This is a genomic window from Streptomyces sp. NPDC089424, from assembly GCF_044749345.1.
GTDB lineage: Bacteria > Actinomycetota > Actinomycetes > Streptomycetales > Streptomycetaceae > Streptomyces.
The window spans coordinates 229,901-253,085 of record NZ_JBIVHU010000006.1; the positions used below are offsets into that span (position 1 = coordinate 229,901).

General features: G+C 72.4%; 19 protein-coding genes. 16 read left to right on the forward strand and 3 right to left on the reverse strand.

The genetic code is table 11. The features are described from left to right. Positions 1 to 119: 119 nt before the first annotated feature. The 8 genes from ACIP2X_RS25930 (at position 120) to ACIP2X_RS25965 (ending at position 10,464) form a co-directional block, all read left to right on the forward strand. Entirely contained in the window at positions 120 to 1,283 is a 1,164-nt protein-coding gene (locus ACIP2X_RS25930; protein WP_401676844.1) for a mandelate racemase/muconate lactonizing enzyme family protein, read from the forward strand. Further along, positions 1,280 to 2,284 (forward strand): zinc-binding dehydrogenase, encoded by a 1,005-nt coding sequence (locus ACIP2X_RS25935; protein WP_401676846.1) that lies wholly within the window; start codon positions 1,280 to 1,282, stop codon positions 2,282 to 2,284. The genes ACIP2X_RS25930 and ACIP2X_RS25935 overlap by 4 nt, the downstream gene beginning before the upstream one ends. A gap of 109 nt (positions 2,285 to 2,393) precedes the next feature. Next, a complete protein-coding gene (locus ACIP2X_RS25940) occupies positions 2,394 to 3,362 on the forward strand; it encodes a hypothetical protein (protein ID WP_401676848.1) in 969 nt (322 codons plus the stop codon). A 96-nt stretch (positions 3,363 to 3,458) separates the two neighbouring features. Continuing rightward, a complete protein-coding gene (chvE, locus tag ACIP2X_RS25945; RefSeq protein WP_401676850.1) occupies positions 3,459 to 4,568 on the forward strand; it encodes a multiple monosaccharide ABC transporter substrate-binding protein in 1,110 nt (369 codons plus the stop codon). A 35-nt stretch (positions 4,569 to 4,603) separates the two neighbouring features. Next, positions 4,604 to 6,154, forward strand: coding sequence for a multiple monosaccharide ABC transporter ATP-binding protein (mmsA, locus tag ACIP2X_RS25950; protein WP_401676852.1), 1,551 nt, complete (start codon positions 4,604 to 4,606; stop codon positions 6,152 to 6,154). After that, positions 6,151 to 7,395, forward strand: a complete 1,245-nt coding sequence (gene mmsB / locus ACIP2X_RS25955) for a multiple monosaccharide ABC transporter permease (RefSeq protein WP_401676854.1) — start codon at positions 6,151 to 6,153, stop codon at positions 7,393 to 7,395. Before mmsA ends, mmsB begins: the two co-directional genes overlap by 4 nt. A 52-nt stretch (positions 7,396 to 7,447) precedes the next feature. After that, the gene (locus ACIP2X_RS25960) at positions 7,448 to 8,596 is read left to right on the forward strand and encodes an aldose epimerase family protein (RefSeq protein WP_401676856.1); all 1,149 of its coding nucleotides are present in this window, start codon (positions 7,448 to 7,450) and stop codon (positions 8,594 to 8,596) included. A gap of 155 nt (positions 8,597 to 8,751) precedes the next feature. Continuing rightward, positions 8,752 to 10,464, forward strand: a complete 1,713-nt coding sequence (locus tag ACIP2X_RS25965) for a pyridoxal phosphate-dependent aminotransferase (RefSeq protein WP_401676858.1) — start codon at positions 8,752 to 8,754, stop codon at positions 10,462 to 10,464. Positions 10,465 to 10,487: 23 nt separating this feature from the next. Here ACIP2X_RS25965 and ACIP2X_RS25970 read toward each other — a convergent pair whose 3' ends face one another. Further along, positions 10,488 to 10,958: an ATP-binding protein gene (locus tag ACIP2X_RS25970; RefSeq protein WP_401676860.1), complete on the reverse strand. Its 471-nt coding sequence runs from the start codon at positions 10,956 to 10,958 to the stop codon at positions 10,488 to 10,490. 127 nt (positions 10,959 to 11,085) lie between these two features. On the opposite strand from ACIP2X_RS25970, the gene ACIP2X_RS25975 reads away from it, so the two are divergent. From ACIP2X_RS25975 to ACIP2X_RS26000, 6 genes are all read left to right on the forward strand, one after another. Next, positions 11,086 to 11,928, forward strand: coding sequence for a Scr1 family TA system antitoxin-like transcriptional regulator (locus ACIP2X_RS25975; RefSeq protein WP_401676862.1), 843 nt, complete (start codon positions 11,086 to 11,088; stop codon positions 11,926 to 11,928). Beyond that, on the forward strand, positions 11,925 to 12,122 hold the full coding sequence (locus ACIP2X_RS25980; protein ID WP_401676864.1) for a DUF397 domain-containing protein: 198 nt from the start codon (positions 11,925 to 11,927) through the stop codon (positions 12,120 to 12,122). The genes ACIP2X_RS25975 and ACIP2X_RS25980 overlap by 4 nt, the downstream gene beginning before the upstream one ends. A gap of 166 nt (positions 12,123 to 12,288) precedes the next feature. Continuing rightward, positions 12,289 to 12,858, forward strand: a complete 570-nt coding sequence (locus ACIP2X_RS25985) for a sigma-70 family RNA polymerase sigma factor (protein ID WP_401676866.1) — start codon at positions 12,289 to 12,291, stop codon at positions 12,856 to 12,858. A gap of 111 nt (positions 12,859 to 12,969) precedes the next feature. Next, on the forward strand, positions 12,970 to 14,193 hold the full coding sequence (locus ACIP2X_RS25990; RefSeq protein ID WP_401676868.1) for a lycopene cyclase family protein: 1,224 nt from the start codon (positions 12,970 to 12,972) through the stop codon (positions 14,191 to 14,193). 35 nt (positions 14,194 to 14,228) lie between these two features. Then, complete coding sequence (locus ACIP2X_RS25995) at positions 14,229 to 14,957, forward strand: class I SAM-dependent methyltransferase (protein WP_401676870.1); 729 nt, start codon at positions 14,229 to 14,231, stop codon at positions 14,955 to 14,957. Further along, on the forward strand, positions 14,954 to 16,528 hold the full coding sequence (locus ACIP2X_RS26000) for an FAD-dependent oxidoreductase (protein ID WP_401676872.1): 1,575 nt from the start codon (positions 14,954 to 14,956) through the stop codon (positions 16,526 to 16,528). Before ACIP2X_RS25995 ends, ACIP2X_RS26000 begins: the two co-directional genes overlap by 4 nt. Before the next feature lie 252 nt (positions 16,529 to 16,780). On the opposite strand, the gene ACIP2X_RS26005 is transcribed toward ACIP2X_RS26000, so the two are convergent. Both ACIP2X_RS26005 and ACIP2X_RS26010 read right to left on the reverse strand, forming a co-directional pair. Next, positions 16,781 to 18,868, reverse strand: a complete 2,088-nt coding sequence (locus ACIP2X_RS26005; protein ID WP_401676874.1) for an MMPL family transporter — start codon at positions 18,866 to 18,868, stop codon at positions 16,781 to 16,783. Between the two features lie 140 nt (positions 18,869 to 19,008). Beyond that, positions 19,009 to 19,521 carry a MarR family winged helix-turn-helix transcriptional regulator gene (locus ACIP2X_RS26010; protein ID WP_401676876.1) on the reverse strand — a complete coding sequence of 171 codons (513 nt, stop codon included), beginning with the start codon at positions 19,519 to 19,521 and terminating at the stop codon, positions 19,009 to 19,011. 87 nt (positions 19,522 to 19,608) lie between these two features. Between ACIP2X_RS26010 and ACIP2X_RS26015 the strand changes: the two genes are divergently transcribed. Together ACIP2X_RS26015 and ACIP2X_RS26020 are read left to right on the forward strand one after the other, a co-directional pair. Beyond that, complete coding sequence (locus ACIP2X_RS26015; RefSeq protein WP_401676878.1) at positions 19,609 to 21,153, forward strand: SDR family oxidoreductase; 1,545 nt, start codon at positions 19,609 to 19,611, stop codon at positions 21,151 to 21,153. Positions 21,154 to 21,715: 562 nt separating this feature from the next. Continuing rightward, entirely contained in the window at positions 21,716 to 23,089 is a 1,374-nt protein-coding gene (locus tag ACIP2X_RS26020) for a cryptochrome/photolyase family protein (RefSeq protein WP_401676881.1), read from the forward strand. The last annotated feature ends 96 nt before the right edge of the window (positions 23,090 to 23,185 follow it).

Sequence of the window (23,185 nt, forward strand, 5' to 3'; positions counted from 1 at the left end):
GAAACCGTTACCCGCCCACCCCATTGACACCCCCACCGCCCCATCCTTACTGTCACGCCAACATTTCGAACGTGTGACGAAATATCGAACAGAGCCTACCTTCACGAGGGGCAACTGCCGTGCGCATCACCGGAATCAGCACGCACGTGGTCGGGACGCCGTGGCGCAACCTGACCTACGTCCAGGTGCACACCGACGAGGGAATCACGGGCGTCGGGGAGACCCGGATGCTGGGCCGCACCGACGCCCTCCTCGGCTATCTGAAGGAGGCCGAGGCCAACCACATCGCCGGCTCGGACCCCTTCGCCCTCGAAGACCTGGTGCGCCGCATGAAGTACGGCGACTACGGGCGGGCCGGCGAGATCGTGATGTCGGGCATCGCCGTGGTCGAGATGGCCTGCTGGGACATCAAGGGCAAGGCCCTCGGCGTACCGGTCTGGCAGCTGCTCGGCGGCAAGGTCACCGACAAGGTCAAGGCGTACGCCAACGGCTGGTACACCACGGAGCGGACGCCGGAGGCGTACCACAAGGCCGCCCAGGAGGTCATGGCGCGCGGCTACCGGGCCCTGAAGATCGACCCCTTCGGCACCGGGCACTTCGAGCTGGACCACCAGCAGACCCGCTACGCCGTCTCCCTGATCGAGGCGGTCCGGGACGCCATCGGCCCCGACGCCGAGCTGATGCTGGAGATGCACGGCCGCTTCTCCCCCGCAACCGCCGTCCGGCTCGCCCATGAACTCGCGCCCTTCAGGCCGGCCTGGCTGGAGGAGCCGGTCCCGCCGGAGAACCTCAAGGCCCTGGAGAAGGTCGCCGCCAAGGTGGACCTGCCGGTCGCCACCGGCGAGCGGATCCACGACCGGATCGAGTTCCGCGAGCTGTTCGAGAGCCAGGCCGTCGACATCATCCAGCCGGACGTCGGCCACATCGGCGGCATCTGGGAGACCCGCAAGCTCGCCGCCACCGCCGAGACCCACTACACGCTGATCGCGCCGCACAACGTCGGCGGCTCGGTGCTCACCGCGGCCTCGCTCCAGGTCGGCTTCACCACCCCCAACTTCAAGATCCTTGAGCACTTCAACGACTTCGCGGACGCGGAGATCAAGAAGGTCGTCAAGGGCGCCCCCCAGGTGGACCCGGAGGACGGCTGCTTCCACCTCTCGCACGCCCCCGGCCTCGGCGTCGAGCTGGACACCGACGCGGCCGCCGAGTTCCCGCAGCAGCAGGCCCGCTTCGACCTGTGGGCCGAGGGCTGGGAGCAGCGCAAGCCGAAGGGGACGCGGTGAGCTCGGCCGTCGTCGTCGAGGCGCCCGGCGCGCACCGCCTCGTCGCGCACACGCCCCGCCCGCCGGGCCCCGGCGAGGCGCAGGTGCGGGTGCACGCCGTCGGCATCTGCGGCAGCGACCGCGAGGTCTACCAGGGCAACCGGCCCGAGGGCTACGTCCGCTATCCGCTCACCCCCGGCCACGAGTGGTCGGGGACGGTCACGGAGACCGGCGCCGGTGTCCCGGACTCGCTGGCCGGCCGCAAGGTGGTCGGTGAGGGCTTTCGCAACTGCCAGGTGTGCGACCGCTGCCACGCGGGCGAGACCACGCTGTGCACGGCAGGGTACGAGGAGACCGGCTTCACCCTGCCCGGCGCCATGGCGACCACCCTCACCCTGCCGGCCCGCCTCCTGCACGTCCTCCACGACGACGCCGACCTCACCGCCGCCGCGCTGCTCGAACCCGCCGCGTGTGTCGCCGCGGCGGCCCTGAAGGCGGGCGCGCGGCCGGGCGAGCGGGTGGCGGTCGTCGGCACCGGCACCCTCGGCATGTTCGCCGTGCAGTTCCTGCGGGCTCTCTCCCCGGCCGCGTTGCTGGTCGTCGGCACCCGCACCGACCGCGCCGCCCTGGCGAGGGAGTTCGGCGCCACCGACTTCCGCACCAAGGACCAGGACCTCCCCGGCGACTTCGACGTGGTGATCGAGACGGCCGGTTCGGCCGACGCCGCCCGGAACGCCGCCGCGCTGCTGCGGCGCGGTGGCCGGCTGGTGCTGACGGGGATCCCGGCGCCGGGCGCCGACGGTCTGGACCCGACGGACCTGGTGGTACGGCAGCTGGAGGTGCACACCGTCTTCGGGGCGCCGCCGGACGCCTGGGCGCACGCGGTGCGGATGTTCGGCGCCGGGCTGCTGGATCCGCTGCCGCTGGTCACCCACGAGCTGCCGCTGACCGAGTTCCCGCACGCCATCGAGCTGGTCGGGGCCGGCGACCCGAAGGTCGGCAAGGTGCTGCTCCGCCCGTGAGCGTACGCCGGTACGGGGGCGACCTGACGGCCCCCGTACCGGCGTACTCGGCCTCCGCGTCCCCGAAGCCGCGAACCTCGTCCGAAATATCGAACACTAAGGACAGCTTGTGACCGACGCTTCCGCCACGGCCGCCCGCAGGCCCGGTGAGCAGGCACTCACCGCGCTCGGCCTGGGCGTGCCCGCCCCCGACCCCGCCGACTCCTCACCGCACGCCTTCCCGGGCGGTGGCCGCTGGCGCACCGAGATCCCTTCGTGCGAGGGCCCCGAGGCGCTGGCGGTCGTCCTCAAGGAGGCCTCGCGCCTGGACGTGCCGATCCACCGGATCAGCCAGGGCAGCGGGGTGTGGATGCTGACCGACGCCGAGATCACCGAGATGGTCGACGCGACCGCCGCACGCGACATCGAACTCTGCCTGTTCACCGGCCCGCGCGGCACCTGGGACATCGGCGGTTCGACCCGCAGCGACTCCCGGGGCGCCGGAGCGCGGGCGCGCGGCCACGACGCCGTCGCCGGCTGCGTCGAGGACGCCGTACGGGCGACCGAGCTGGGGGTGAAGTGCCTGCTCGTCGCGGACGAGGGCGTGCTGTGGACGCTGCACCGGGCACGCACCCAGGGCATCCTCCCGGCCGACACCACGCTCAAGGTGTCGGCGCTGATCGGGCCCGTGAACCCGGCGAGTTACGCGGTGTACGAGCGGCTGGGCGCCGACTCCGTCAACGTGCCCAGCGACCTGACGCTGGATCACCTCACGGAGATCCGCCGGGTGTCCGGCGCCCCCATGGACATGTACATCGAGGCCCCCGACGACCTCGGCGGCTATGTGCGGATGTACGAGGTCGCCGAGCTGATCCGGCGCGGCGCACCGCTCTATCTGAAGTTCGGCCTCTCCAAGGCGCCCGGGATCTACCCCTACGGGCACCACATGCGCGAGCTGACCCTGGCCACCGCCAGGGAGCGGGTGCGGCGCGGCCGGCTCGCCCTCGACCTGCTGGCCCGGCACGGAGCGGACGGCGACATGGCGCCGCTCGGCTCCCGACTGCCGGGCGCGCTCCGCCGGTTCGAGATCTCGACATAACGTTCCGGAAAATTGCTTCTCAAAAGAAGACACAGCCGCGCACAATCCCACACACCTCGTCTCGGTCCCTCACCGCACACATCAAGGATGATGATCATGCGTAACCGCAGAGCCGCACTCACCGCGACGGCCGCTGCCGCCGCTCTCGCCCTCACCCTCTCCGCCTGCGGCCAGAGCGGCGAGGGCGGCAGCAAGGAGGACTCGGGTGGCGCCGAGGGCGCGACCATCGGCATCGCGATGCCCACCAAGTCCTCGGAGCGCTGGATCGCCGACGGCAACAACGTCGTCAAGGACCTGGAGTCCAAGGGCTACAAGACCAAGCTCGTCTACGGCGAGGACGACCCCGACCAGCAGGTCTCCCAGGTCGAGAACCTCATCACGCAGGGCGTGAAGGCCCTCATCGTCGCGGCCATCGACAACAAGTCGATGAACAACGTCCTGCAGCAGGCGAAGGACGCCGACATCCCGGTGATCTCCTACGACCGCCTGATCCTCGGCACCGAGAACGTCGACTACTACGCCTCCTTCGACAACGAGAAGGTCGGCGAGCTCCAGGGCGGCTACATAGTCGACAAGCTCGGCCTGAAGGACGGCAGCGAGAAGGGCCCCTTCAACGTCGAGCTGTTCGCGGGCTCCAACGACGACAACAACACCCGCTACTTCTTCCAGGGCGCGATGAACGTCCTGCAGCCCTACATCGACAAGAAGCAGCTGGTGGTCCGCTCCGGCCAGACCAAGCTGACCCAGGTCACCACCCTGCGCTGGGACGGCGGCACCGCGCAGAAGCGCATGGACGACATCCTGACCTCGGCGTACAAGTCCGAGCGGGTGGACGCGGTGCTCTCGCCCTACGACGGCATCTCCATCGGCATCCTCTCGGCGCTGAAGTCGGACGACTACGGCTCGAAAAGCAAGCCGCTGCCGATCGTCACCGGCCAGGACGCCGAGGTCGCCTCGGTGAAGTCGATCATCGCGGACGAGCAGGCGATGACCGTCTACAAGGACACCCGCGAACTCGCCAAGGTGGCCTCGAACATGGTCGACGCGCTGCTCAACGACAAGAAGCCCGAGGTCAACGACTCCAAGACGTACGACAACGGTGCGAAGGTCGTGCCCGCCTTCCTGCTGGACCCGGTGAGCGTCGACAAGGCCAACTACCAGGAGACCGTGGTCGACTCCGGCTACATCAAGGAAAGCGACCTCTAGCAAACCGCCGTACCTAGGGATTGGAAGGCACGACCATGGCGGGACCCGTCCTGGAAATGCGCTCGATCGTCAAGACCTTTCCCGGCGTCAAGGCGCTGTCGGACGTCACGCTGACCGTCCGCCAGGGCGAGGTCCACGCCATCTGCGGGGAGAACGGCGCCGGCAAGTCGACCCTGATGAAGGTCCTCTCCGGCGTCCACCCGCACGGCTCCTACGACGGGGAGATCCTCTTCGAGGGGGAGGCCTGCCGGTTCAAGGACATCCGGGCGAGCGAACAGCACGGCATCGTGATCATCCACCAGGAGCTGGCGCTGGTGCCGTACCTGTCGATCGCGGAGAACATCTTCCTCGGCAACGAGCACGCGAGGCGCGGCCGGATCGACTGGACCGAGACCCTGCGGCACGCCACCGAGCTGCTGCGCAGGGTCGGGCTGACCGACCACCCGGAGACCCGGGTCGCGGACATCGGCGTGGGCAAGCAGCAGCTCGTCGAGATCGCCAAGGCGCTGTCCAAGAAGGTGAAGCTGCTCATCCTGGACGAGCCGACGGCCGCCCTCAACGACGAGGACAGCGGCAAACTGCTCGACCTGATCCTGGAGTTGAAGAACCAGGGCATCACCTCGATCATCATCTCGCACAAGCTCAACGAGATCCGCAAGGTCGCCGACTCGGTGACCATCCTGCGCGACGGGCGGACCATCGAGACGCTCGACGTGAAGGCCGCGGAGACCACCGAGGACCGGATCATCAGCGGGATGGTCGGCCGCGACCTGGAGCACCGCTTCCCCGAGCGCACCCCGCACCGGCCGGAGGAGGGTGCCGCGCCCGCGCTGGAGATCCGGGGCTGGACCGTGCACCACCCGATCGACCAGCAGCGCAAGGTGGTCGACGACGTGTCGCTGTCGGTGCGGCGCGGGGAGATCGTCGGCATCGCCGGCCTGATGGGCGCCGGCCGCACCGAACTGGCGATGAGCGTCTTCGGGCGCACCTACGGCCGCTACGCGGGCGGTTCGGTCCTCAAGGACGGCCGGGAGATCCGTACGAAGACGGTGGCGGAGGCCGTGAAGCACGGCATCGCCTACGTCACCGAGGACCGCAAGCACTACGGCCTGAACCTCATCGACACCATCAACCGGAACATCTCGCTGACGGCGCTGAAGAAGGTCGCGAAGCGCGGTGTGGTCGACGAGCACGGGGAGCGGCAGGTCGCCGAGGGCTTCCGCACGTCGATGAACATCAAGGCACCGACGGTCTTCGAGCCGGTGGGCAAGCTGTCCGGCGGCAACCAGCAGAAGGTCGTCCTCAGCAAGTGGATCTTCGCGGGTCCCGAGGTGCTGATCCTGGACGAGCCGACGCGCGGCATCGACGTCGGCGCCAAGTACGAGATCTACACGGTCATCGACCGACTCGCCGCCGAGGGCAAGGCGGTCGTCTTCATCTCCTCCGAACTGCCGGAGCTGCTCGGCATGTGCGACCGCATCTACACGATGGCCGCGGGCCGGCTGACCGGTGAGTTCTCGCGGGCCGAGGCCTCCCAGGAAGCGCTGATGCGTCAGATGACGAAGGACAAAGAGGTAACGCGATGAGCACGGATGTGACCGCCAGGACGCCGGCCCCCGCGCCGGCGGGCAAGGGCGGAGCGGGCACGGGGGGCGGCCTGCTCCAGATGGTGCTGGACGGCATGCGCCGCAACATGCGCCAGTACGGCATGCTGATCGCCCTCGGCCTGATCGTGGTGCTGTTCGCCGTGTGGACCGACGGGGACCTGCTGCTGCCGCGCAACGTCTCCAATCTGGTGCTGCAGAACAGCTACATCCTGATCCTCGCGATCGGCATGATGCTCGTCATCATCGCGGGCCACATCGACCTGTCGGTCGGCTCACTGACGGCGTTCATCGGTTCGATGGCCGCCGTGTTCATGGTCAGGAACGACCTGCCGTGGCCGCTGGCGGTGATCCTCTGCCTGGCCATGGGCGCCGTCGCGGGCGCCGCACAAGGGTTCTTCATCGCCTACGGCGGCATACCGTCGTTCATCGTGACCCTCGCGGGCATGCTGATCTTCCGCGGGCTCACCGAGATCTTCCTGGAGGGCCAGACCCTCGGCCCGTTCCCGGAGGGTCTGCAGAAGGTCGCCAACGGCTTCCTGCCGGAGGTCGGGCCGGACACCAACTACCACAACCTGACCCTGTTGCTGGGCCTCGCGCTGATCGCCTTCGTGGTCCTGCAGGAGGTCCGTGACCGCAGGCGCCAGCAGGAGTTCTCGCTGGAGGTGCTGCCGCGGAACTTCTTCCTGCTGAAGCTGGTAGCCCTGGTCGCGGCCGTCCTGGTCGTCACGCTGCTGCTGGCCAGCTACAAGGGCGCGCCGATCGTGCTGCTGATCCTCGGCGTCCTGGTCGTCGGCTTCGGCTACGTGATGCGCAACGCGATCGTCGGCCGGCACATCTACGCCATCGGCGGCAACCTGCCCGCCGCCAAGCTGTCCGGCGTGAAGGACAAGAAGGTCACCTTCCTGGTCTTCCTGAACATGGGCATGCTCGCGGCCCTGGCGGGTCTGGTCTTCGCCGCCCGCTTCAACGCGGCCTCGCCCAAGGCCGGCCTCAACTTCGAACTGGAGGCGATCGCCGCGTCGTTCATCGGCGGCGCGTCGATGAGCGGCGGCGTCGGCACCGTGCTCGGCGCGATCATCGGCGGTCTGGTCCTGGGCGTGCTGAACAACGGCATGAACCTCGTCGGCATCGGCACCGACTGGCAGCAGGTCATCAAGGGCCTGGTGCTGCTGGCGGCGGTCGGCTTCGACGTGTGGAACAAGCGCAAGGTCGGTTCGTAGGTCAACCGGGCCCCGCCGTGCGGCGGGGCCCCTTCCCTTGCAGGAGCCGCACATGGAACTGAGCAGACGTACAGTCCTCGCCGGAGCGGCGGCCGCGGGTGTCACCGCCGCCACCGCCGGCGGCACCGCGCACGCGACGGGAGACGGGAAGCCGGTGAAGTCGCTCTTCGGGAAGCTCGCCGACGGGACGAAGGTGTACAGCTGGGCGCTGGAGAACGGCGGCACCCGGCTGAAGGTCCTCTCCTACGGCGGGATCGTCCAGTCCCTCGGCATCCCGGACCGGCGCGGGCGGTACGCCAACGTCTCCCTGGGCTTCGACACCGTCGAGGACTACGTGGCGAAGAGCCCCTACTTCGGCGCCCTGATCGGCCGCTACGGCAACCGCATCGGCAAGGGCCGCTTCACCCTGGACGGCACCACCTACCAGCTCTCCGTCAACGACGGCGAGAACAGCCTGCACGGCGGCGCCCAGGGCTTCGACAAGCGCGTCTGGGACGTCGAGCCGTTCACCAGGGGCTCGGACGTCGGGCTGCACCTGTACCGCACCGCCGTCGACGGCGAGATGGGCTACCCCGGGACGCTCAGGACCAAGGTCACCTACACCCTCACCCGGCACGGCGACTGGCGCCTCGACTACGAGGCCACCACCAGCAGGCCGACCGTCGTGAACCTCACCAGCCACGTCTACTGGAACCTGGCCGGCGAGTCGAGCGGCTCGATCCACGACCACGAACTCACCCTCGCCGCCTCGCGCTACACGCCGGTCGACTCCGGGCTGATCCCCACGGGGGAACAGGCGCGGGTCTCGGGCACCCCCTTCGACTTCCGCCGCACCAAGACGGTCGGCGAGGACATCCGGGTGGCGCACGGGCAACTGCTGTACGGCCAGGGCTTCGACCACAACTGGGTCCTGGACAAGGGCGGCACCGCCCGCCCGGAGCACGTCGCCACGCTCAGGGACCCGTCGTCGGGCCGCACCCTGCGGATCGCGACCACCGAGCCGGGTCTGCAGTTCTACTCCGGCAACTTCCTCGACGGCACGCTGGTCGGCTCCGGAGGGACCGTCTACCGGCAGGGCGACGGGCTCTGCCTGGAGACGCAGCACTTCCCGGACTCGCCGAACAAGCCGTCGTTCCCCTCGACGGTGCTGCGACCGGGGCAGACGTACCGCACGACGACGGTGCACTCGTTCAGCGCGTGACCGCTCCCCGGCCCGGTGCTCCACACTTCCGTCACATCCCTTGAACGGAGCCACTGCAGCCTCCGTATGTAAGGGCGGCCCGTGCTCCCCCGCACGGGCCACCCGTACGACGGACCCGGTCCTCCCCGCCGGGTCCGCCCCAGCCGGAGGTCTCCTTGCCTGACAACGTCACCTCGCTGTTTCGCAGTACCGCTGCGCACAGCCCGTCGATGGCGGCGTTGACGCGGGAGAGCGACGGTTCGGGTCCGGTGGACTTCTGCATCCCCTGCAACCCGTACTTCCCGACCCCGGCGATGTTCGACGAGATGGCGGGCAAGCTGCGCGAGATCGTCACGTACTACCCGAGCAGCGCCGACACCATCACCGCCGAACTGTGCAGCCTGCTCCAGCTTCCGCCGCAGTGCGTGGCGATGGGCAACGGCTCGACCGAGCTGATCACCTGGATCGACCATCTGCTCGTCCGGGAGTCCCTCGCCATCCCCGTCCCCACCTTCGGCCGCTGGACCGACCAGCCCATGGAGACCGGCAAGCGGGTCGACATGTTCCCGCTCCAGGAGTCCAGCGGCTTCGCCCTCGACCTCGCGCAGTACGCCGAGTTCATCCGGGCCCGGGGCACCCGGGTCGCCGTGCTCTGCAACCCCAACAACCCGGACGGCGGTTTCGTGCACAAGCACGCGATCGTGCAGTTCATGGACGCGATGGCGGACCGGGACCTGGTCGTCGTCGACGAGTCGTTCCTGGAGTTCGCCGACGCGGAGGCCGAGCCGAGCGTCGTGCAGGAGGCGATGATCCGCCCCAACGTCGTCGTGCTGCGCAGCCTTGGCAAGAACTTCGGCCTGCACGGCATCCGCTTCGGCTACCTGGTCGCCAACCCGGCCCTCGCCGGCCGGATCCGCTCCATGCTGCCGAAGTGGAACCTCAACTCCTTCGCCGAGCACGTGGTGTTCATGCTGAAGGAGCACGGCCGGGAGTACGCGCAGAGCCTCCAGCAGGTCCGCCGGGACCGGCTGGAGATGGCCAGCCAGCTCTCCTCCCTCCCCGGCCTCACGGTCTACCCCTCGCAGGGCAACTTCCTCTTCGTGCGTCTGCCCGTGGGCGCCGAGGGGACCGTGGTCCGGGACCGGCTGCTCACCGAGCACCGGATCCTGGTCCGCGAGTGCGGCAACAAGATCGGATCCTCCAGCCGCTTCCTGCGTCTCGTGGTGCGCCCCCAGGTGGACGTGCGTCGCCTGGTGTCCGGCCTGGAACAGGTGCTCTACGGGACCAGGAGGGGAGCCGCCGTGCCCGAGCCGAGCACCGGGACCAGCTACAGCTCGGGCACGGCGGCGGTCGACCGGCTGGTCGGCGCCACCAACGGGGCGGGCATGCCGGGCATCGCCGCCCAGGCGGTCGCGGCGGCCCTCCCGGAGGCCGGCGCGGGCATGCCGATGCCGGCGGCGGCACAGGCGTATCCCCCGCCGCAGCAGCAGATGCCGCCACCGCAGATCCCCCAGCAGATCCCGCAACAGATCCCGCAACCTCAGCTGCCCCAGCCACAGTTGCCGCACCCCCAGATCCCCCAGCAGCTCCCCCCACCGCAGTTGCCTCAGCACCACCCGCAGGCCCCGATGCAGCAGCCCCCCGTCCCCCAGCCGGCCATGCCCCAGCCCGCCGTGCCGCAGCCGGCGGTTGCCCAGGCGGCCCCGCAGCCCCTGCCCGCCCCCACGCCGCCCGGCGTCCCCGCGCGGGGCGGCCTCACCGCGGCGCAGGTCCGGGGCACCACGGGACCGGGCGCCCCGGTCCCGCCGGCCGGCCTCTCCCCGGCGGCGACGGGCTGGCCGGCGACGACGACATGGCCGAACCCGGCGGGCATGGGGCAGGTGGGGTGAGGGCCGCACGCCTCCCCTGACCGTCAGGCCCACAACGGCCGCAGCCGGCCCGGCAGGTCCACCTCGGCCCGCACGGTCTTTCCGGGCGCCCGATCCCGCTCCAGCACCTCCCATCGGTCGGCCAGGGCCTCGACGAGCACCAGGCCCCGCCCGGACCCGTCCCCCGGGGCCGGTGGCCGGACGTCACCCGGGCCGGGCGGTCGGGGCCCGGTGCCCGTGTCCGTGACCTCGATCCGGACGCTGCCGGGGACGAGCGCGAGCCGCAGTTCGAAGTCCCGGCCCGGCACCCTGCCGTGGGTCACGGCGTTGGCGGCCAGCTCGGCGACGACGACGGCCACCGAGTCGAGTGCGGCGGTGTCGTCCGGGATTCCCCAGGCGACGAGCTGACGCAGCGCGAGGTGCCGGGCGAGCCGGGCGCCCCGGGGTGTGGAACGCAGCCGCTGGGTGAACACACGTACGGCAACCGGGTTCTGTGGGGCGGAAGGTGCGGTCATACGCCCAATCTGACGCCCGGCCGGGCCGGTTCACCAGGTCGGCGGCGCGTACGCTGCGGCAGCGTACGCGGTCACGAGGTGGACAGTACTCGTCACCGAACGTGAGCATGGGCGCGGGAGGTGTGCCATGGGTCATGGCGTGAGCGCTGCCGGTCAGGGCGGCGAGCCGGAGGCGTCGGACAGTCTGCGGACGTTCGGGGCGGTCGTCCAGGTATTACGGGAGCACGCGGGCTTGAGCAGGGAGGAGTTCGGGTCCCGGGTGGGGCTGTCCAAACACACCGTGGCGTCCATCGAGTTGGGCCGGCGCATGCCGGATCCGGGATTCGCGGAGCGTTCGGAGGACGTCCTCGGGAACACGGGGGCGTTGCGCAAGGCGGCGCCGTGTGTCGCCCGGCAGCCGGGGCTGGCGGCGTGGTTCCGGCAGTGGGCGCGGCTGGAGGGCGTGGCCGTCACGCTGTCCACGTACGAGTGCCGGCTGGTTCCGGGGCTGTTGCAGACGGAGCCGTACGCGCGGACCCTCTTCACCAACCAGCTGCCGCCCCTCGGCGACGAGCAGATCGAGGCCCAGTGGGCCGCGCGGGCCGAACGACAGCAACTGCTGCGGCAGCGGCCCAACACGGCGTTCAGCTTCATCCTGGAGGAGCACCTCTTCCGGCGCCGGACCGGCGGAGCGGCGGTCACCCGGCAGCTCCTGGACCACGTGCTGGACCTCGCCGCGCTGCGGAACGTCGAGGTGCAGATCATGCCTACGGAACAGGAGACCCACGCGGGTCTTGACGGTCCCATGCAGTTGCTGGAGACGCCGGAGAACAAGTGGTTCGCCTACTGCGAGGGGCAGCGGGGCGGCCTGCTGATTTCCGACGCGAAGGAGGTGAGTGCCCTTCAAGGGCGCTATGCCAGGATGCGCTCACAGGCTCTCACCCTCAAAGACTCGATGAGCCTTCTGCATCTGATGCGAGGAGACCTATGAGCACCAGCGATCTGGCCTGGTTCAAGAGCAGCTACAGCAGTGGCGGCGACGGCGACTGCGTCGAGGTCGCCCTCACCCCCTCCACCGTCCACGTCCGGGACTCCAAGCATCACCAGGCCCCTCACCTGGCCCTCTCTCCGCAGGCCTGGACCGGATTCGTCTCCCGCATCGTGGACACTTCCCCAACCCCGTGATCCCACGGCAAGGCCCTTGAGCCCCTGAGCCCCCTCTCCCCTCACCCACTCCCCCTCCCAGAAAAGCGATGCACAGTCGGTGCGAGTTGAAGGCCCCCGGCGCCCGGTCGCACGGTGTGGAGCGGGACGACGGAGGAGTACCGCTCGGCTGAGGGGGCCACGCAGTATGTACGCACAGCGGATCGTCGACGAGGACCTGGAGGCGCGGTTCGCCGAAGGGGACGACGACTGCCTGGCCGCGATGTACCAGCGGTTCGGGCCGCTGGTCCACGCGCTGGCCAGCCGTTCGCTCGCGGACCGGGGCGAGGCGGAGGACGTCACCCAGGCGGTGTTCCTCGCGGCGTGGCGCGGCCGGGCCGGCTTCGCCCCGGAGCGGGGCGCGCTGTCCGCCTGGCTGGTGGGCATCACCCGGCGCAAGGTGGCGGACGCGCTGGCCGCCCGGTACCGGCGTACCGAACTCGCCGAGGTCGCCGGTTCCCTGCTGGCCGGCGGGGCCGCGCGGGCGGCGGCGGAACCGGAGGCGGCCATCGACCGCGTGATGGTGGCGACCGAACTGGAGAAGCTGTCCTCACCGCAGCGCCAGGTGCTGCGCCTCGCCTTCTACGACGACCTCTCCCAGGCGCAGATCGCCGACGTCACCGGCTGGCCCCTGGGCACGGTCAAGAGCCACGCCCGCCGGGGGCTGCACCGGCTCGCCCGCTGCCTGCGCGAGGACGTGGGCGCGGCGAACGCGTGAACTCGGGCGGGCGGTGCATCCAGGAGCGGGTCCGGCGCGGAAGCAACAGCATCATGAGTACGCGTCCCGGAACTGCGCACCGGGACCGGGCACGGCCGCGAGGGAGCCTTGGTGCGGGACGCAGACGTAGTCGTCATCGGTGGCGGTGCCGCGGGGTTGTCGCTGGCGCGGCGGCTCACCGGGCCCCTGGTGCGCAACCGGCGGCCCCTGACGGTGGCCCTGGTCGACGCGCCGCCCGGCGCCTTACGGCCGCCGCCCCGGACGTGGTGCTACTGGGAGGCGGCGGGCGGTGAGTACGACGGTGTCGTCCACGCCGAGTGGGGCCGCCTGCGCGTCACGGGCGCGGACGGCGCGGCCGTGGTGCGCGATCCCGGTCCGCTGCGCTACAAGATGATCAGGTCCGTCGACTTCGAGCGGTGGGCGGACAAGGAGCTCGCCCGGTCCGGATGCCTGCGGTACGAGGCCGTGGTCGAGGACGTGCGGGACGTTCCCGGCGGGGCCGAGGTGTGCGGGTACGACGACGGCGGCGCCGCCGTGCGGCTGCGGGCCCGCTGGGTGTTCGACTCCCGGCCGCCGCACGGGCCGGGACCGGCCAGGACCACGCTCCTGCAGCACTTCCGCGGCTGGTTCGTACGGACCTCACGCCCCGCCTTCGAGCCGGGCGTGGCCCACCTGATGGATTTCCGCGTCCCGCAGCCGCGGCACGGCCTCGCCTTCGGGTACGTCCTGCCCTTCGGCCGGCGCGAGGCGCTGGTGGAGTACACGGAGTTCTCCGCCGAGGTCCTCGACGACGACGCCTACGACCGGGCGCTGACGCTCTACGCCGCCGAGGTGCTCGGCCTCGGGGACCACGAGGTGACGGCGGTGGAGCAAGGAGTCATCGCGATGACCGACGCCCGCTTGCCCCGCCGGGCGGGCGGCTCCGTCTTCCCGATCGGGGTGGCGGGCGGGACGACCCGCCCCGCGACCGGCTACTCCTTCGCCGCCGCCCAGCGCCAGTCGCGGGCGATCGCGGCGGCGCTCGCCGAGGGCCGTACGCCGCTCGCCCCCGACCCGCACGGGGCGCGGTCCCGCGCCATGGACGCCGTGCTGCTGCGCGCCCTGGACACCGGGCGGGTGGACGGGGCCGCCCTGTTCACCGGGCTGTTCGAAAAGGTGCCGGCACCGCGGCTGCTGCGCTTCCTCGACGGCCGGACCAACGTCCTGGAGGACGTCGCGGTCGGCTTGCGCACCCCCGCCCGGCCGATGCTGCGCACCGCGATGGAACTGCCCTTCCTGCCCCGGCGCACGGCGGAGCGGCGACCCGTGCCCGCCGGGCGCCCGCCCCGGCCGTGACCCGGCTCTCCACCGCCGTACCGAGGAGCACCCCCATGACACTCCTGCGCGACGCCGAACTCTCGGCCGCCTTCGACCGCGCGGCACCGTCCTACGACTGGATGGTCGCCGCCAACCCCGGATACCACGCCCAACTGCGCCGCTCCGCCCGCCGGCTGGCCCTGCCCGACGGCGGCAGCGGCCTGCACGTGCTGGACCTGGGCTGCGGCACGGGCGCCTCCACGGCCGCCCTGCTGGCCGCCCTGCCGCGCGCACGGATCACGGCGGTGGACGCGTCGCGGGGCATGCTCGCCAAGGCGCGCGACAAACGCTGGCCGGCCCGGGTCGAGTTCGTGCACGCGCCCGCCGAGGAGCTGGCCGCCGCCGGGGTCACCGGCCCGTTCGACGCGGTGTTCGCGGCCTACCTGTTCCGCAACGTCGCCGACCCGGACCGGGTCCTGTCGGGGGTGCGGGACCTGCTCCTGCCCGGCGGGCGGCTCGCGGTGCACGAGTACAGCCTCACCGGGCGTACGGCGCACCGCGCGGTGTGGACGGCCGTGTGCAAGGGCCTGGTGCTCCCGGTGGCCCGGCGTACCGGGGACGACGCGCTGTACGCGCATCTGTGGCGCAGCGTCGTGGAGTTCGACACGGCGGACGACTTCGCCGCGCGCCTGGAGCGGGCGGGGTTCGCACAGGTGCGGACGCTGCCGCTGACGGGCTGGCAGACCGGGATCACCCACACGTTCGTGGCACGGGTTCCCGCCGCACGGGAGGGACACGCATGAGGAGGACGGGCTTCCTGGGCGAGGGCTCCCGGGCGGGTGACGGCCACGGACGGGACAACAGGGCGCGCGTGCTGACGGATCGCCGGGGCGTGCCGCGGCTGGAGGGCGTCGGGCCGTCGGTCGCCGTCGTCGGCGGCGGCATCGCGGGGCTCGCGGCGGCCACCGTCCTGGCGGAGCGCGGGGTACGGGTGACGCTGCTCGAACGCGAGTCCGACCTGGGTGGGCGGCTGGCGGGGTGGCAGGTACGGCTGGCCGACGGGTCGACCGGCACCATGACCCGAGGCTTCCACGCGTTCTTCCGGCAGTACTACAACCTGCGTGCGCTGCTGCGGCGCACCGACCCGGGCCTGCACGGGCTGACCCCTCTGCCCGACTACCCGCTGCGCCACAGCGACGGGCTGCTCGACAGCTTCGCCCGCGTCCCGCGCACTCCCCCGCTGAACGCCCTCGGCTTCGTGGCGCTGAGCCCCACGTTCGGCTGGCGGGACCTGATGACCATGAACGCGCGCTCCGCGCTGCCGCTGCTGGACGTCCGCGTACCGGGGGTCTACGAGCGGCTCGACGACATCAGCGCGCACGACTTCCTGGGCCGCATCGGCTTCCCGGCGGCCGCCCGGCACCTCGCCTTCGAGGTGTTCTCGCGCAGCTTCTTCGCCGACCCGCGGCAGCTGTCGGCGGCGGAACTGGCGCTGATGTTCCACATCTACTTCCTCGGCTCCAGCGAGGGCCTGCTGTTCGACGTGCCGCGCGAGCCGTTCCCCCAGGCGCTGTGGGAGCCCCTCGGGGACTACCTCCAGGAACGCGGGGCGACGATCCTGCCGTCCAGTCCGGTGGAGGCGGTGGCACCGGGCCCGGACGGCACGGTGCGCGTCACCGTCGCCGACCGGACGCGGGCCTACGACGCCGTGGTGCTGGCGACCGACGTCCCCGGCCTGCGGCAGGTCGCGGCGGACTCGCCCGACCTGGTCGACCGGGCCTGGCGCACCGCTGTCGCCGGCCTGCGCACCGCGCCGCCGTTCCTCGTGTCCCGGCTCTGGCTGGACCGGCCGGTGCACCCGGACCGCCCGGCCTTCCTGGGGACCAGCGGGTACGCGGAGCTGGACAACATCAGCGTCCTCGACCGCTGGGAGGGCGAGGCCCACCGCTGGGCGCTGCGCACCGGGGGTTCCGTGGTCGAGCTGCACGCCTACGCCGTCGCGCCGGGCGCCGACCGCAAGGACGTGCGGGAGCGGCTGGTGAGCCAGTTGCACCGGGTGTACCCGGAGACCCGCGACGCGGGGGTGATCGACTCCCGCGACGAATGGCGCGAGGACTGCCCGTTGTTCGCGGTCGGCGGCTACGACCGTCGCCCGCGGGTGCGCACCGCGGACCCGGCGGTAGTCGTGGCCGGGGACATGGTCGCCACCGGCCTGCCCGTCGCCCTCATGGAACGCGCCGCGACCAGCGGGTTCCTGGCCGCCAACGTGCTCCTGCGCCGGTGGGGGGTGCGGGCCGAGCCCCTGCGCACAGTGCCGGACCGCGGCCGCTCGGCCATCCTGCGCACCCTGACGGCCCTCGTCGGCGAACACTGAACCGGCGCACACCGGCCGACGAGCACCGGCCGACAAACCCTGACCGGCCCGCACCGGCCGACGAAGGCCGGACCGGCGGGCGCCGACCGACGACCACCGACGGCAAACGCCGGACCGGCGAGCACCAGCCGGCCGACGCCGACCGGCCCGCACCGCCCGGCACCGGCCCGCACCGGCGGACGATCACTGAACGGCGAACGCCGGACCGGCGGGGTGCCAAGCGGCGGGTGCCGGCCGGCGGGTCGGCGCTCGTCAGTCCACGGGGGTCGGGGTGTGTCGGTGGGCGAGTCGGCCGGGCCACCACACCGGGGCCCCGATGTCCCGTACCAGTGCGGGCACCAGCAGGGAACGGACCACCAGGGTGTCCAGCAGGACGCCGAAGGCCACGATGAAGGCGATCTGCACGAGGAAGGCCAGCGGGATGACGCCGAGCGCGGCGAAGGTCGCCGCGAGCACGACGCCGGCGGAGGTGATGACGCCGCCCGTGGTGACGAGTCCGCGCAGCATGCCCTCGCGTACGCCGTGCCGCAGTGACTCCTCGCGTACCCGGGACATGAGGAAGATGTTGTAGTCCACGCCGAGTGCCACGAGGAACACGAACCCGTACAGCGGCACCGAGGGATCGCTGCCGGTGAACCCGAGGACATGGGTGAAGACCAGGGACGCGACGCCCAGGGTGGCGAGGAAGCTGAGCGCCACGGTGGCCACGAGCAGCGCGGGCGCGAGCAGCGACCGCAGCAGCCCGACGAGGACGAGGAAGATCACCGCGAGGACGACGGGCACGATGACGGTGCGGTCCCGCTCGGCCGTGCGCAGGGTGTCGTACTGCTGGGCCGTGTAACCGCCGACCAGCGCGTCCGCGTCCGGCACGGCCCGCACGGCGGTGCGCAGGCGCGCCACGGTCTCCTTGGCCGCCTCGCTGTCCGCGGCGGCCTTCAGGGTGACGTCCACCCGCGCCCGCCCGTCGACCACGAACGGCTCCTGCCCCGGCCGCCCGGAACGACTGACGGCCGCCGCGCCCGCGACCCCGTCGGTGGCCCGGGCCGCGGCGACCACCCGGTCCAGCCGTCCGGCGTCGGTAAGGACCACCGTGGGGTTGCCGGCGCCGCCGGGGAAGTGCTCGCCGAGGGTGCGCTGCGCGGCGACGGACGGCGCGTCGGCCACGAAGATCTCGTCCAGCGGGACCCCCTTGGACGTCAGGGTCGGCGCCAGGGCGGCGCAGGCGAGCAGCGCGGCCAGCGCGATCGCCCAGACCTTGCGCGGCGCCCGGTCCACGAGGTCCGCGATCCGGCGCCACACACCGGTCCCCGCGCCCGCCGCTCCACCGGAACGGGGCTTGGCGGGCCAGTACGCGGCACGGCCCAGCAGGACGAGCGCCGCCGGCAGGAACGTGAGCGAGCTGAGCACGGCGCACGCGATGCCGATCGCGCCGACCGGCCCCAGGGCCCGATTGTTCGTCAGATCGCTGAGCAGCAGGGCGAGCAGGCCGAGCGCCACCGTCGCGGCGCTGGCGACGACCGCGCCCCAGGACTGCCGCAGCGCGGCCCGCGCGGCCTCGAAGCGGTCCTCGCGCAGCGCGAGTTCCTCGCGGAAACGGGCGGTGATCAGCAGGGCGTAGTCGGTGGCCGCGCCGATCACCAGGATGGAGAGGATGCCCTGCACCTGGCCGTCGACGCGCACGACGTCGTGCGCGGCCAGCGCGTAGACGACCGCGCAGGCCAGCCCGAGGGAGAAGACCGAGCCGAGTATCACCACGAAGGGCAGGAGCACGCTGCGGTAGACCAGCAGCAGGATGACCAGGACGGTGATCAGCGCCACCACCAGCAGCAGTCCGTCGATGCCGGCGAAGGCGTCGGACAGGTCCGCCTGGGTGGCGGCGGGGCCGGCCAGCGCCACCGTGGTCCCCGGCACCCGCTCGGCGGCGGCGCGGATCCGGTCGAGCGCCGCGGGCAGTTCGTCGCCGAGGTCCGGGCGGAGCTGGACGACGCCCTGGAGTGCCGCGCCGTCCCCCGACAGGAGCGCGGGTGAGGGCCGTCCGGTCACGCCCGGCGCCCCGGCGAGCGAGGCCAGTGCCCGGGTCGCCTCGGGCCGCGCGCCCGCGGCCTCGCCCCCGGTCGTCCACACGACCACGGCGGGCAGCGTCTCCGCCTGGCTGAAGGCGCGTTGCGCCTCGATGACCTTGGTGGACTCGGCGCTGCGGGGCAGGAAGGCCGCCTGGTCGTTGGTGGCCACCTCGCCGAGCCTGCCGGCGAACGGGCCCAGCGCGCCGCCGATGCCGAGCCAGGCGATCAGCAGGAGGACAGGGACGAGCAGGCGCGCTCGTCGGGGGTGCACGGACATGGTTCTCCAGGCGTCGAGGGCGGCGGTACGACGGGCGGCGCGAAACAACTCAACAATAAAGAATCTCAATCATTGAGTTTTTCGAGCCGCTCGTGATCGTAGGTGACGCCCTTCATTCCGCCGACGGCGGCCCTTCGGATTCACCGACCCACGGCGAGTTCCTCGTTGAGGACGGAGAGGAAGCGGACCACCACGGCCAGCTCCTCGTCGGTGAACCGGTCCATGGCGGACCGGGTGGCGTCGGCCAGCGGACGGAAATGCGTGTGGGCCGCCGCCCGCGCGTCCTGCACGTAGTACAGGTGAACGACGCGGCGATCGCTGCTCTCCCGTACCCGGCGGATGTGACCGGCCCGCTCCAGCCGGTCCAGGCAGGCGGTGACCGCGCCGGAGGTCAGTCCGAGGCTCTCGCGCAGCCGGCCCGGCGTCATCGGCTCGTCGGCGTCCAGGATCGCCGCCAGCGCCTGGACGTCCGTCGTGTGCAGGCCCCGCTCCCCCGCGAAGCGCTGGACCACCCGGCCGATCTCGCCGTGCATCCTGCGCAGCGCCACCGCGAGGGCCTGCAGGTCGACGTCCCGGCCACCGCCCGGAGCCCGGCTCCCGGGCGCCTCGTCGGTCCCGTCCGCCCCGCTGTGCTGCACGTCTGCTCCGGCCACCTGATCAGCCTAGGCGAAGCGTCACCGCATCCAAGCGGGCCGCCCGCGTGGAAGGTATCCGAGATGCGCCGACACGGAGGAACGACCATGGGCCAGCACGTCACCGAACCGGGGCCGCGCTGCCTCGTCACCGGGGCCACGGGGTACATCGGTGGGCGGCTCGTCCCGGAGCTGCTGGAGACGGGCCACCGGGTGCGCTGTCTGACCCGGTCGCCGGACAAGCTGCGCGACCACGCCTGGGCGGGCGAGGTCGAGGTGGCGCGCGGCGACGTCATGGACCCCGCGTCGGCCGCCGAGGCGCTGCGCGGGATCGACGTCGCCTACTACCTGGTCCACGCGCTCGGCACGGGCGGCGGGTTCGAGGAGGCCGACCGGCGGGCCGCCCGCGTCTTCGCGGAACAGGCCCGGGCCGCGGGGGTGCGCCGCATCGTCTACCTCGGCGGTCTGACACCCGCGGGCGTGCCCGACAGCGAGCTGTCGCCGCACCTGCGCTCCCGCACCGAGGTCGGGCGCATCCTCCTCGCCTCGGGGGTGCCGACGACCGTGCTGCGGGCCGCCGTCATCATCGGCTCGGGCTCCGCCTCCTTCGAGATGCTGCGCTACCTCACCGAGCGGCTGCCGGTGATGATCACGCCCAGCTGGGTGCGCACCCGGATCCAGCCCATCGCCGTGCGGGACGTGCTGCGGCTGCTGGTGGGCAGCGCCGCCATGCCTGCCTCGGTGAACCGCGCGTTCGACATCGGCGGCCCGGAGATCCTGACGTACCGCGACATGATGCTCCGGTACGCGGCGGTCGCGGAGCTGCCCCGGCGGCTGATCCTGCCCGTGCCGGTGCTCACGCCCCGGCTGTCCAGCTACTGGGTGGGGCTGGTGACGCCGGTGCCGCCGTCCCTCGCCCGCCCGCTCACGGAGTCCCTGCGCCACGAGGTGATCTGCCGCGAGCACGACATCGCGGAGTACGTGCCCGACCCGCCCGGCGGGTTGATCGACTTCGACGAGGCGGTACGGCTGGCCCTCCAGCGCGTCCGGGACGCCCAGGTCACCACGCGCTGGTCCTCCTCGGCCCTGCCCGGCGCACCCAGCGACCCCCTGCCGACGGACCCCGACTGGGCGGGCGGCAGCCTCTACCAGGACAAGCGCACCGTGCCCGTGGACGCCTCGGGCGAGGCCCTGTGGCGGATCATCGAGGGCATCGGCGGGGAGAACGGCTGGTACTCCCTGCCGGTGGCCTGGTCGGTGCGCGGCTGGCTGGACCGGCTGGTCGGCGGCGCGGGCCTGCGCCGCGGACGCCGGGACGCGAGCCGGCTGCGGGTGGGGGACGCCGTCGACTTCTGGCGCGTGGAGGACGTCGAACCGGGCCGCCTGCTGCGGCTGCGGGCGGAGATGCGGCTGCCGGGCCTGGCGTGGCTGGAGCTGTACGCCGAGCCGCTCGGCGAGGGGCGCGCGCGCTACCGGCAGCGCGCCCTCTTCCACCCGCACGGGCTGCTCGGCCACCTGTACTGGTGGAGCATCTCCCCCTTCCACGCGGCCGTCTTCGGCGGCATGGCCCGCAACATCGCCCGCGCGGCGGCGAGGAGCGCGGCCGCACCGGGCGAACCGGCGGCGACCACGCGGGGCGGTGCGCGGCGATGACCCGGCCAGGTCGCAGGGTCTCGGCGACACACCACCCCCGAAGCGGTGGCCCCCCGGCCACCCCGAAGCAACAGCAGCCACGCACCGGCCCGACGGCCCGCACGCCGGACGGGCCGCACACCCACCGGCCCACGGCGAACCCCCCGCCCCCACGCCCCGCCACAACCCCCGAGCCACCCGCCGACCACCCGGCCCACGACCACCGCACGCCGGACGGGCCGCACACCCACCGCGTCCGGCACCAGCCGCCCACCCACCGGCCCACGGCGAAACCCCCGCCCCCACACCCCGCCACAACCCCTGAGCCACCCGCCGACCGCACGGCCTACGAGCAACGCACACCGCACCAGCCCCACACCCCCCGGCCCATGGCAAGCCCCCCGCACCCCCGCCCCGTCACCGACACGGCCCGCCAGCACCGCACCGCGGATCAGTCCCGCGCCCGCCCCGTCGAGGCGGGACCCCCGTCGCCCGGGCGTACCGGCCGTCTTGGGGTGCGCGTCGGCCTCGTCGTCGTGAGGCCGTGGTCCGTGCCGTCCGTCCTCATCCCTGGAGCACGCCCATGAACGTATCCGTCGTTCTGTTCACCGCGGACCTGCGGCTGCACGATCACCCCCCGCTGCGCGCCGCGCTCGACGGCTCCCGTCAGGTCGTGCCCCTGTTCGTGCACGACCGGGGCGTCACGGACGCCGGATTCGCGGTGCCGAACCGCGCGGCCTTCCTGGCCGACTGCCTGGGCGACCTCGACGCCGGACTGCGGGCCCGGGGCGGGCGCCTCGTGATCCGTTCCGGCGAGGTGGTGCGCGAGGTCTGCAAGGTCGCCGCCGAGGCCGACGCCGACGAGGTGCACATGGCGTCCGACGCCAGCGCCTACGCGCACCGGCGTGAGGAGCGCCTGCGTGCCGCGCTGGAGGCGGACGGCCGGCGCCTGCACGTGCACGACACGGTCACCACCGCCGTGGCGGCCGGCGCGATCACCCCGGCCGGCTCGGACCACTTCGCGGTCTTCACGCCGTACTTCCGCCGCTGGTCGGACGAGAAGCTGCGCGGCCCGCTCGACGCCCCGCGCTCGGTGGGCGTCCCCGACGGCCTCGGTTCCGAGCCGCCGCCCTCGCGCCGCAAGGTCACGGGAGTCTCCCCGGGCCTGGCGCGCGGTGGGGAGACGGACGGCCGCAAGCGCCTGACGGCCTGGCTGAACGGGCCCGTCCGCCGCTACGAGGACCGGCACGACGACCTGGCGGGCGACGCGACCTCCCGCCTGTCGCCGCATCTGCACTTCGGCACCCTCTCCCCCGTCGAGATCGTCCACCGGGCCCGCAGGGCGGGCGGTGCCGGCGCCGACGCCTTCGTACGGCAGCTGGCCTGGCGGGACTTCCACCGCCAGGTCCTGGCCGCCCGGCCCGACGCGGCCACCGCCGACTACCGCGACCGCGCCGACCGCTGGCGGGACGCCGACGAGGCCCACGACGACATCGAGGCCTGGCGCGCGGGCCGTACCGGCTACCCGGTCGTCGACGCCGCGATGCGCCAGCTGAGCCACGAGGGCTGGATGCACAACCGCGGCCGGCTGCTGACGGCGTCGTTCCTGGCCAAGACGCTCTACGTCGACTGGCGGATCGGCGCGGAGCACTTCCTGTCCCTGCTGGTCGACGGGGACCTCGCCAACAACCAGCTCAACTGGCAGTGGGTGGCCGGGACCGGTACCGACACCCGGCCCAACCGGGTCCTCAACCCGGTGCTCCAGGCGAAGCGCTACGACCCCGACGGGACGTACGTGCGGCGCTGGGTTCCCGAACTGGAGGGCGTCGAGGGCCCCGCCGTGCACGAGCCGTGGAAGCTCAAGGGACCCGAGCGCTCGGCGCTGGACTACCCGGAGCCGCTGGTCGACCTCTCCGAGGGGCTCGCCCGCTTCAAGCGGGCCCGCGAGCGCGGCTGAGCGGCACGTGCCGAGCGGGGCGCGGGTGCGGACGTACCCCATTGGCGCATCCGTTCCGGTCGCCGGCGCGGAAGGCATGGACACAGTGCCGCGCCA

What these genes read in the sequence shown, in the direction of transcription:
- chvE (WP_401676850.1), top strand. Translation starts at nt 3,459, where the DNA reads ATGCGTAACCGCAGAGCCGCACTCACCGCGACGGCCGCTGCCGCCGCT.
- mmsA (WP_401676852.1), top strand. Translation starts at nt 4,604, where the DNA reads ATGGCGGGACCCGTCCTGGAAATGCGCTCGATCGTCAAGACCTTTCCC.
- mmsB (WP_401676854.1), top strand. Translation starts at nt 6,151, where the DNA reads ATGAGCACGGATGTGACCGCCAGGACGCCGGCCCCCGCGCCGGCGGGC.
- ACIP2X_RS25960 (WP_401676856.1), top strand. Translation starts at nt 7,448, where the DNA reads ATGGAACTGAGCAGACGTACAGTCCTCGCCGGAGCGGCGGCCGCGGGT.
- ACIP2X_RS25970 (WP_401676860.1), bottom strand. Translation starts at nt 10,958, where the DNA reads ATGACCGCACCTTCCGCCCCACAGAACCCGGTTGCCGTACGTGTGTTC.
- ACIP2X_RS25975 (WP_401676862.1), top strand. Translation starts at nt 11,086, where the DNA reads ATGGGTCATGGCGTGAGCGCTGCCGGTCAGGGCGGCGAGCCGGAGGCG.
- ACIP2X_RS25980 (WP_401676864.1), top strand. Translation starts at nt 11,925, where the DNA reads ATGAGCACCAGCGATCTGGCCTGGTTCAAGAGCAGCTACAGCAGTGGC.
- ACIP2X_RS25985 (WP_401676866.1), top strand. Translation starts at nt 12,289, where the DNA reads ATGTACGCACAGCGGATCGTCGACGAGGACCTGGAGGCGCGGTTCGCC.
- ACIP2X_RS25995 (WP_401676870.1), top strand. Translation starts at nt 14,229, where the DNA reads ATGACACTCCTGCGCGACGCCGAACTCTCGGCCGCCTTCGACCGCGCG.
- ACIP2X_RS26000 (WP_401676872.1), top strand. Translation starts at nt 14,954, where the DNA reads ATGAGGAGGACGGGCTTCCTGGGCGAGGGCTCCCGGGCGGGTGACGGC.
- ACIP2X_RS26005 (WP_401676874.1), bottom strand. Translation starts at nt 18,868, where the DNA reads ATGTCCGTGCACCCCCGACGAGCGCGCCTGCTCGTCCCTGTCCTCCTG.
- ACIP2X_RS26015 (WP_401676878.1), top strand. Translation starts at nt 19,609, where the DNA reads ATGGGCCAGCACGTCACCGAACCGGGGCCGCGCTGCCTCGTCACCGGG.
- ACIP2X_RS26020 (WP_401676881.1), top strand. Translation starts at nt 21,716, where the DNA reads ATGAACGTATCCGTCGTTCTGTTCACCGCGGACCTGCGGCTGCACGAT.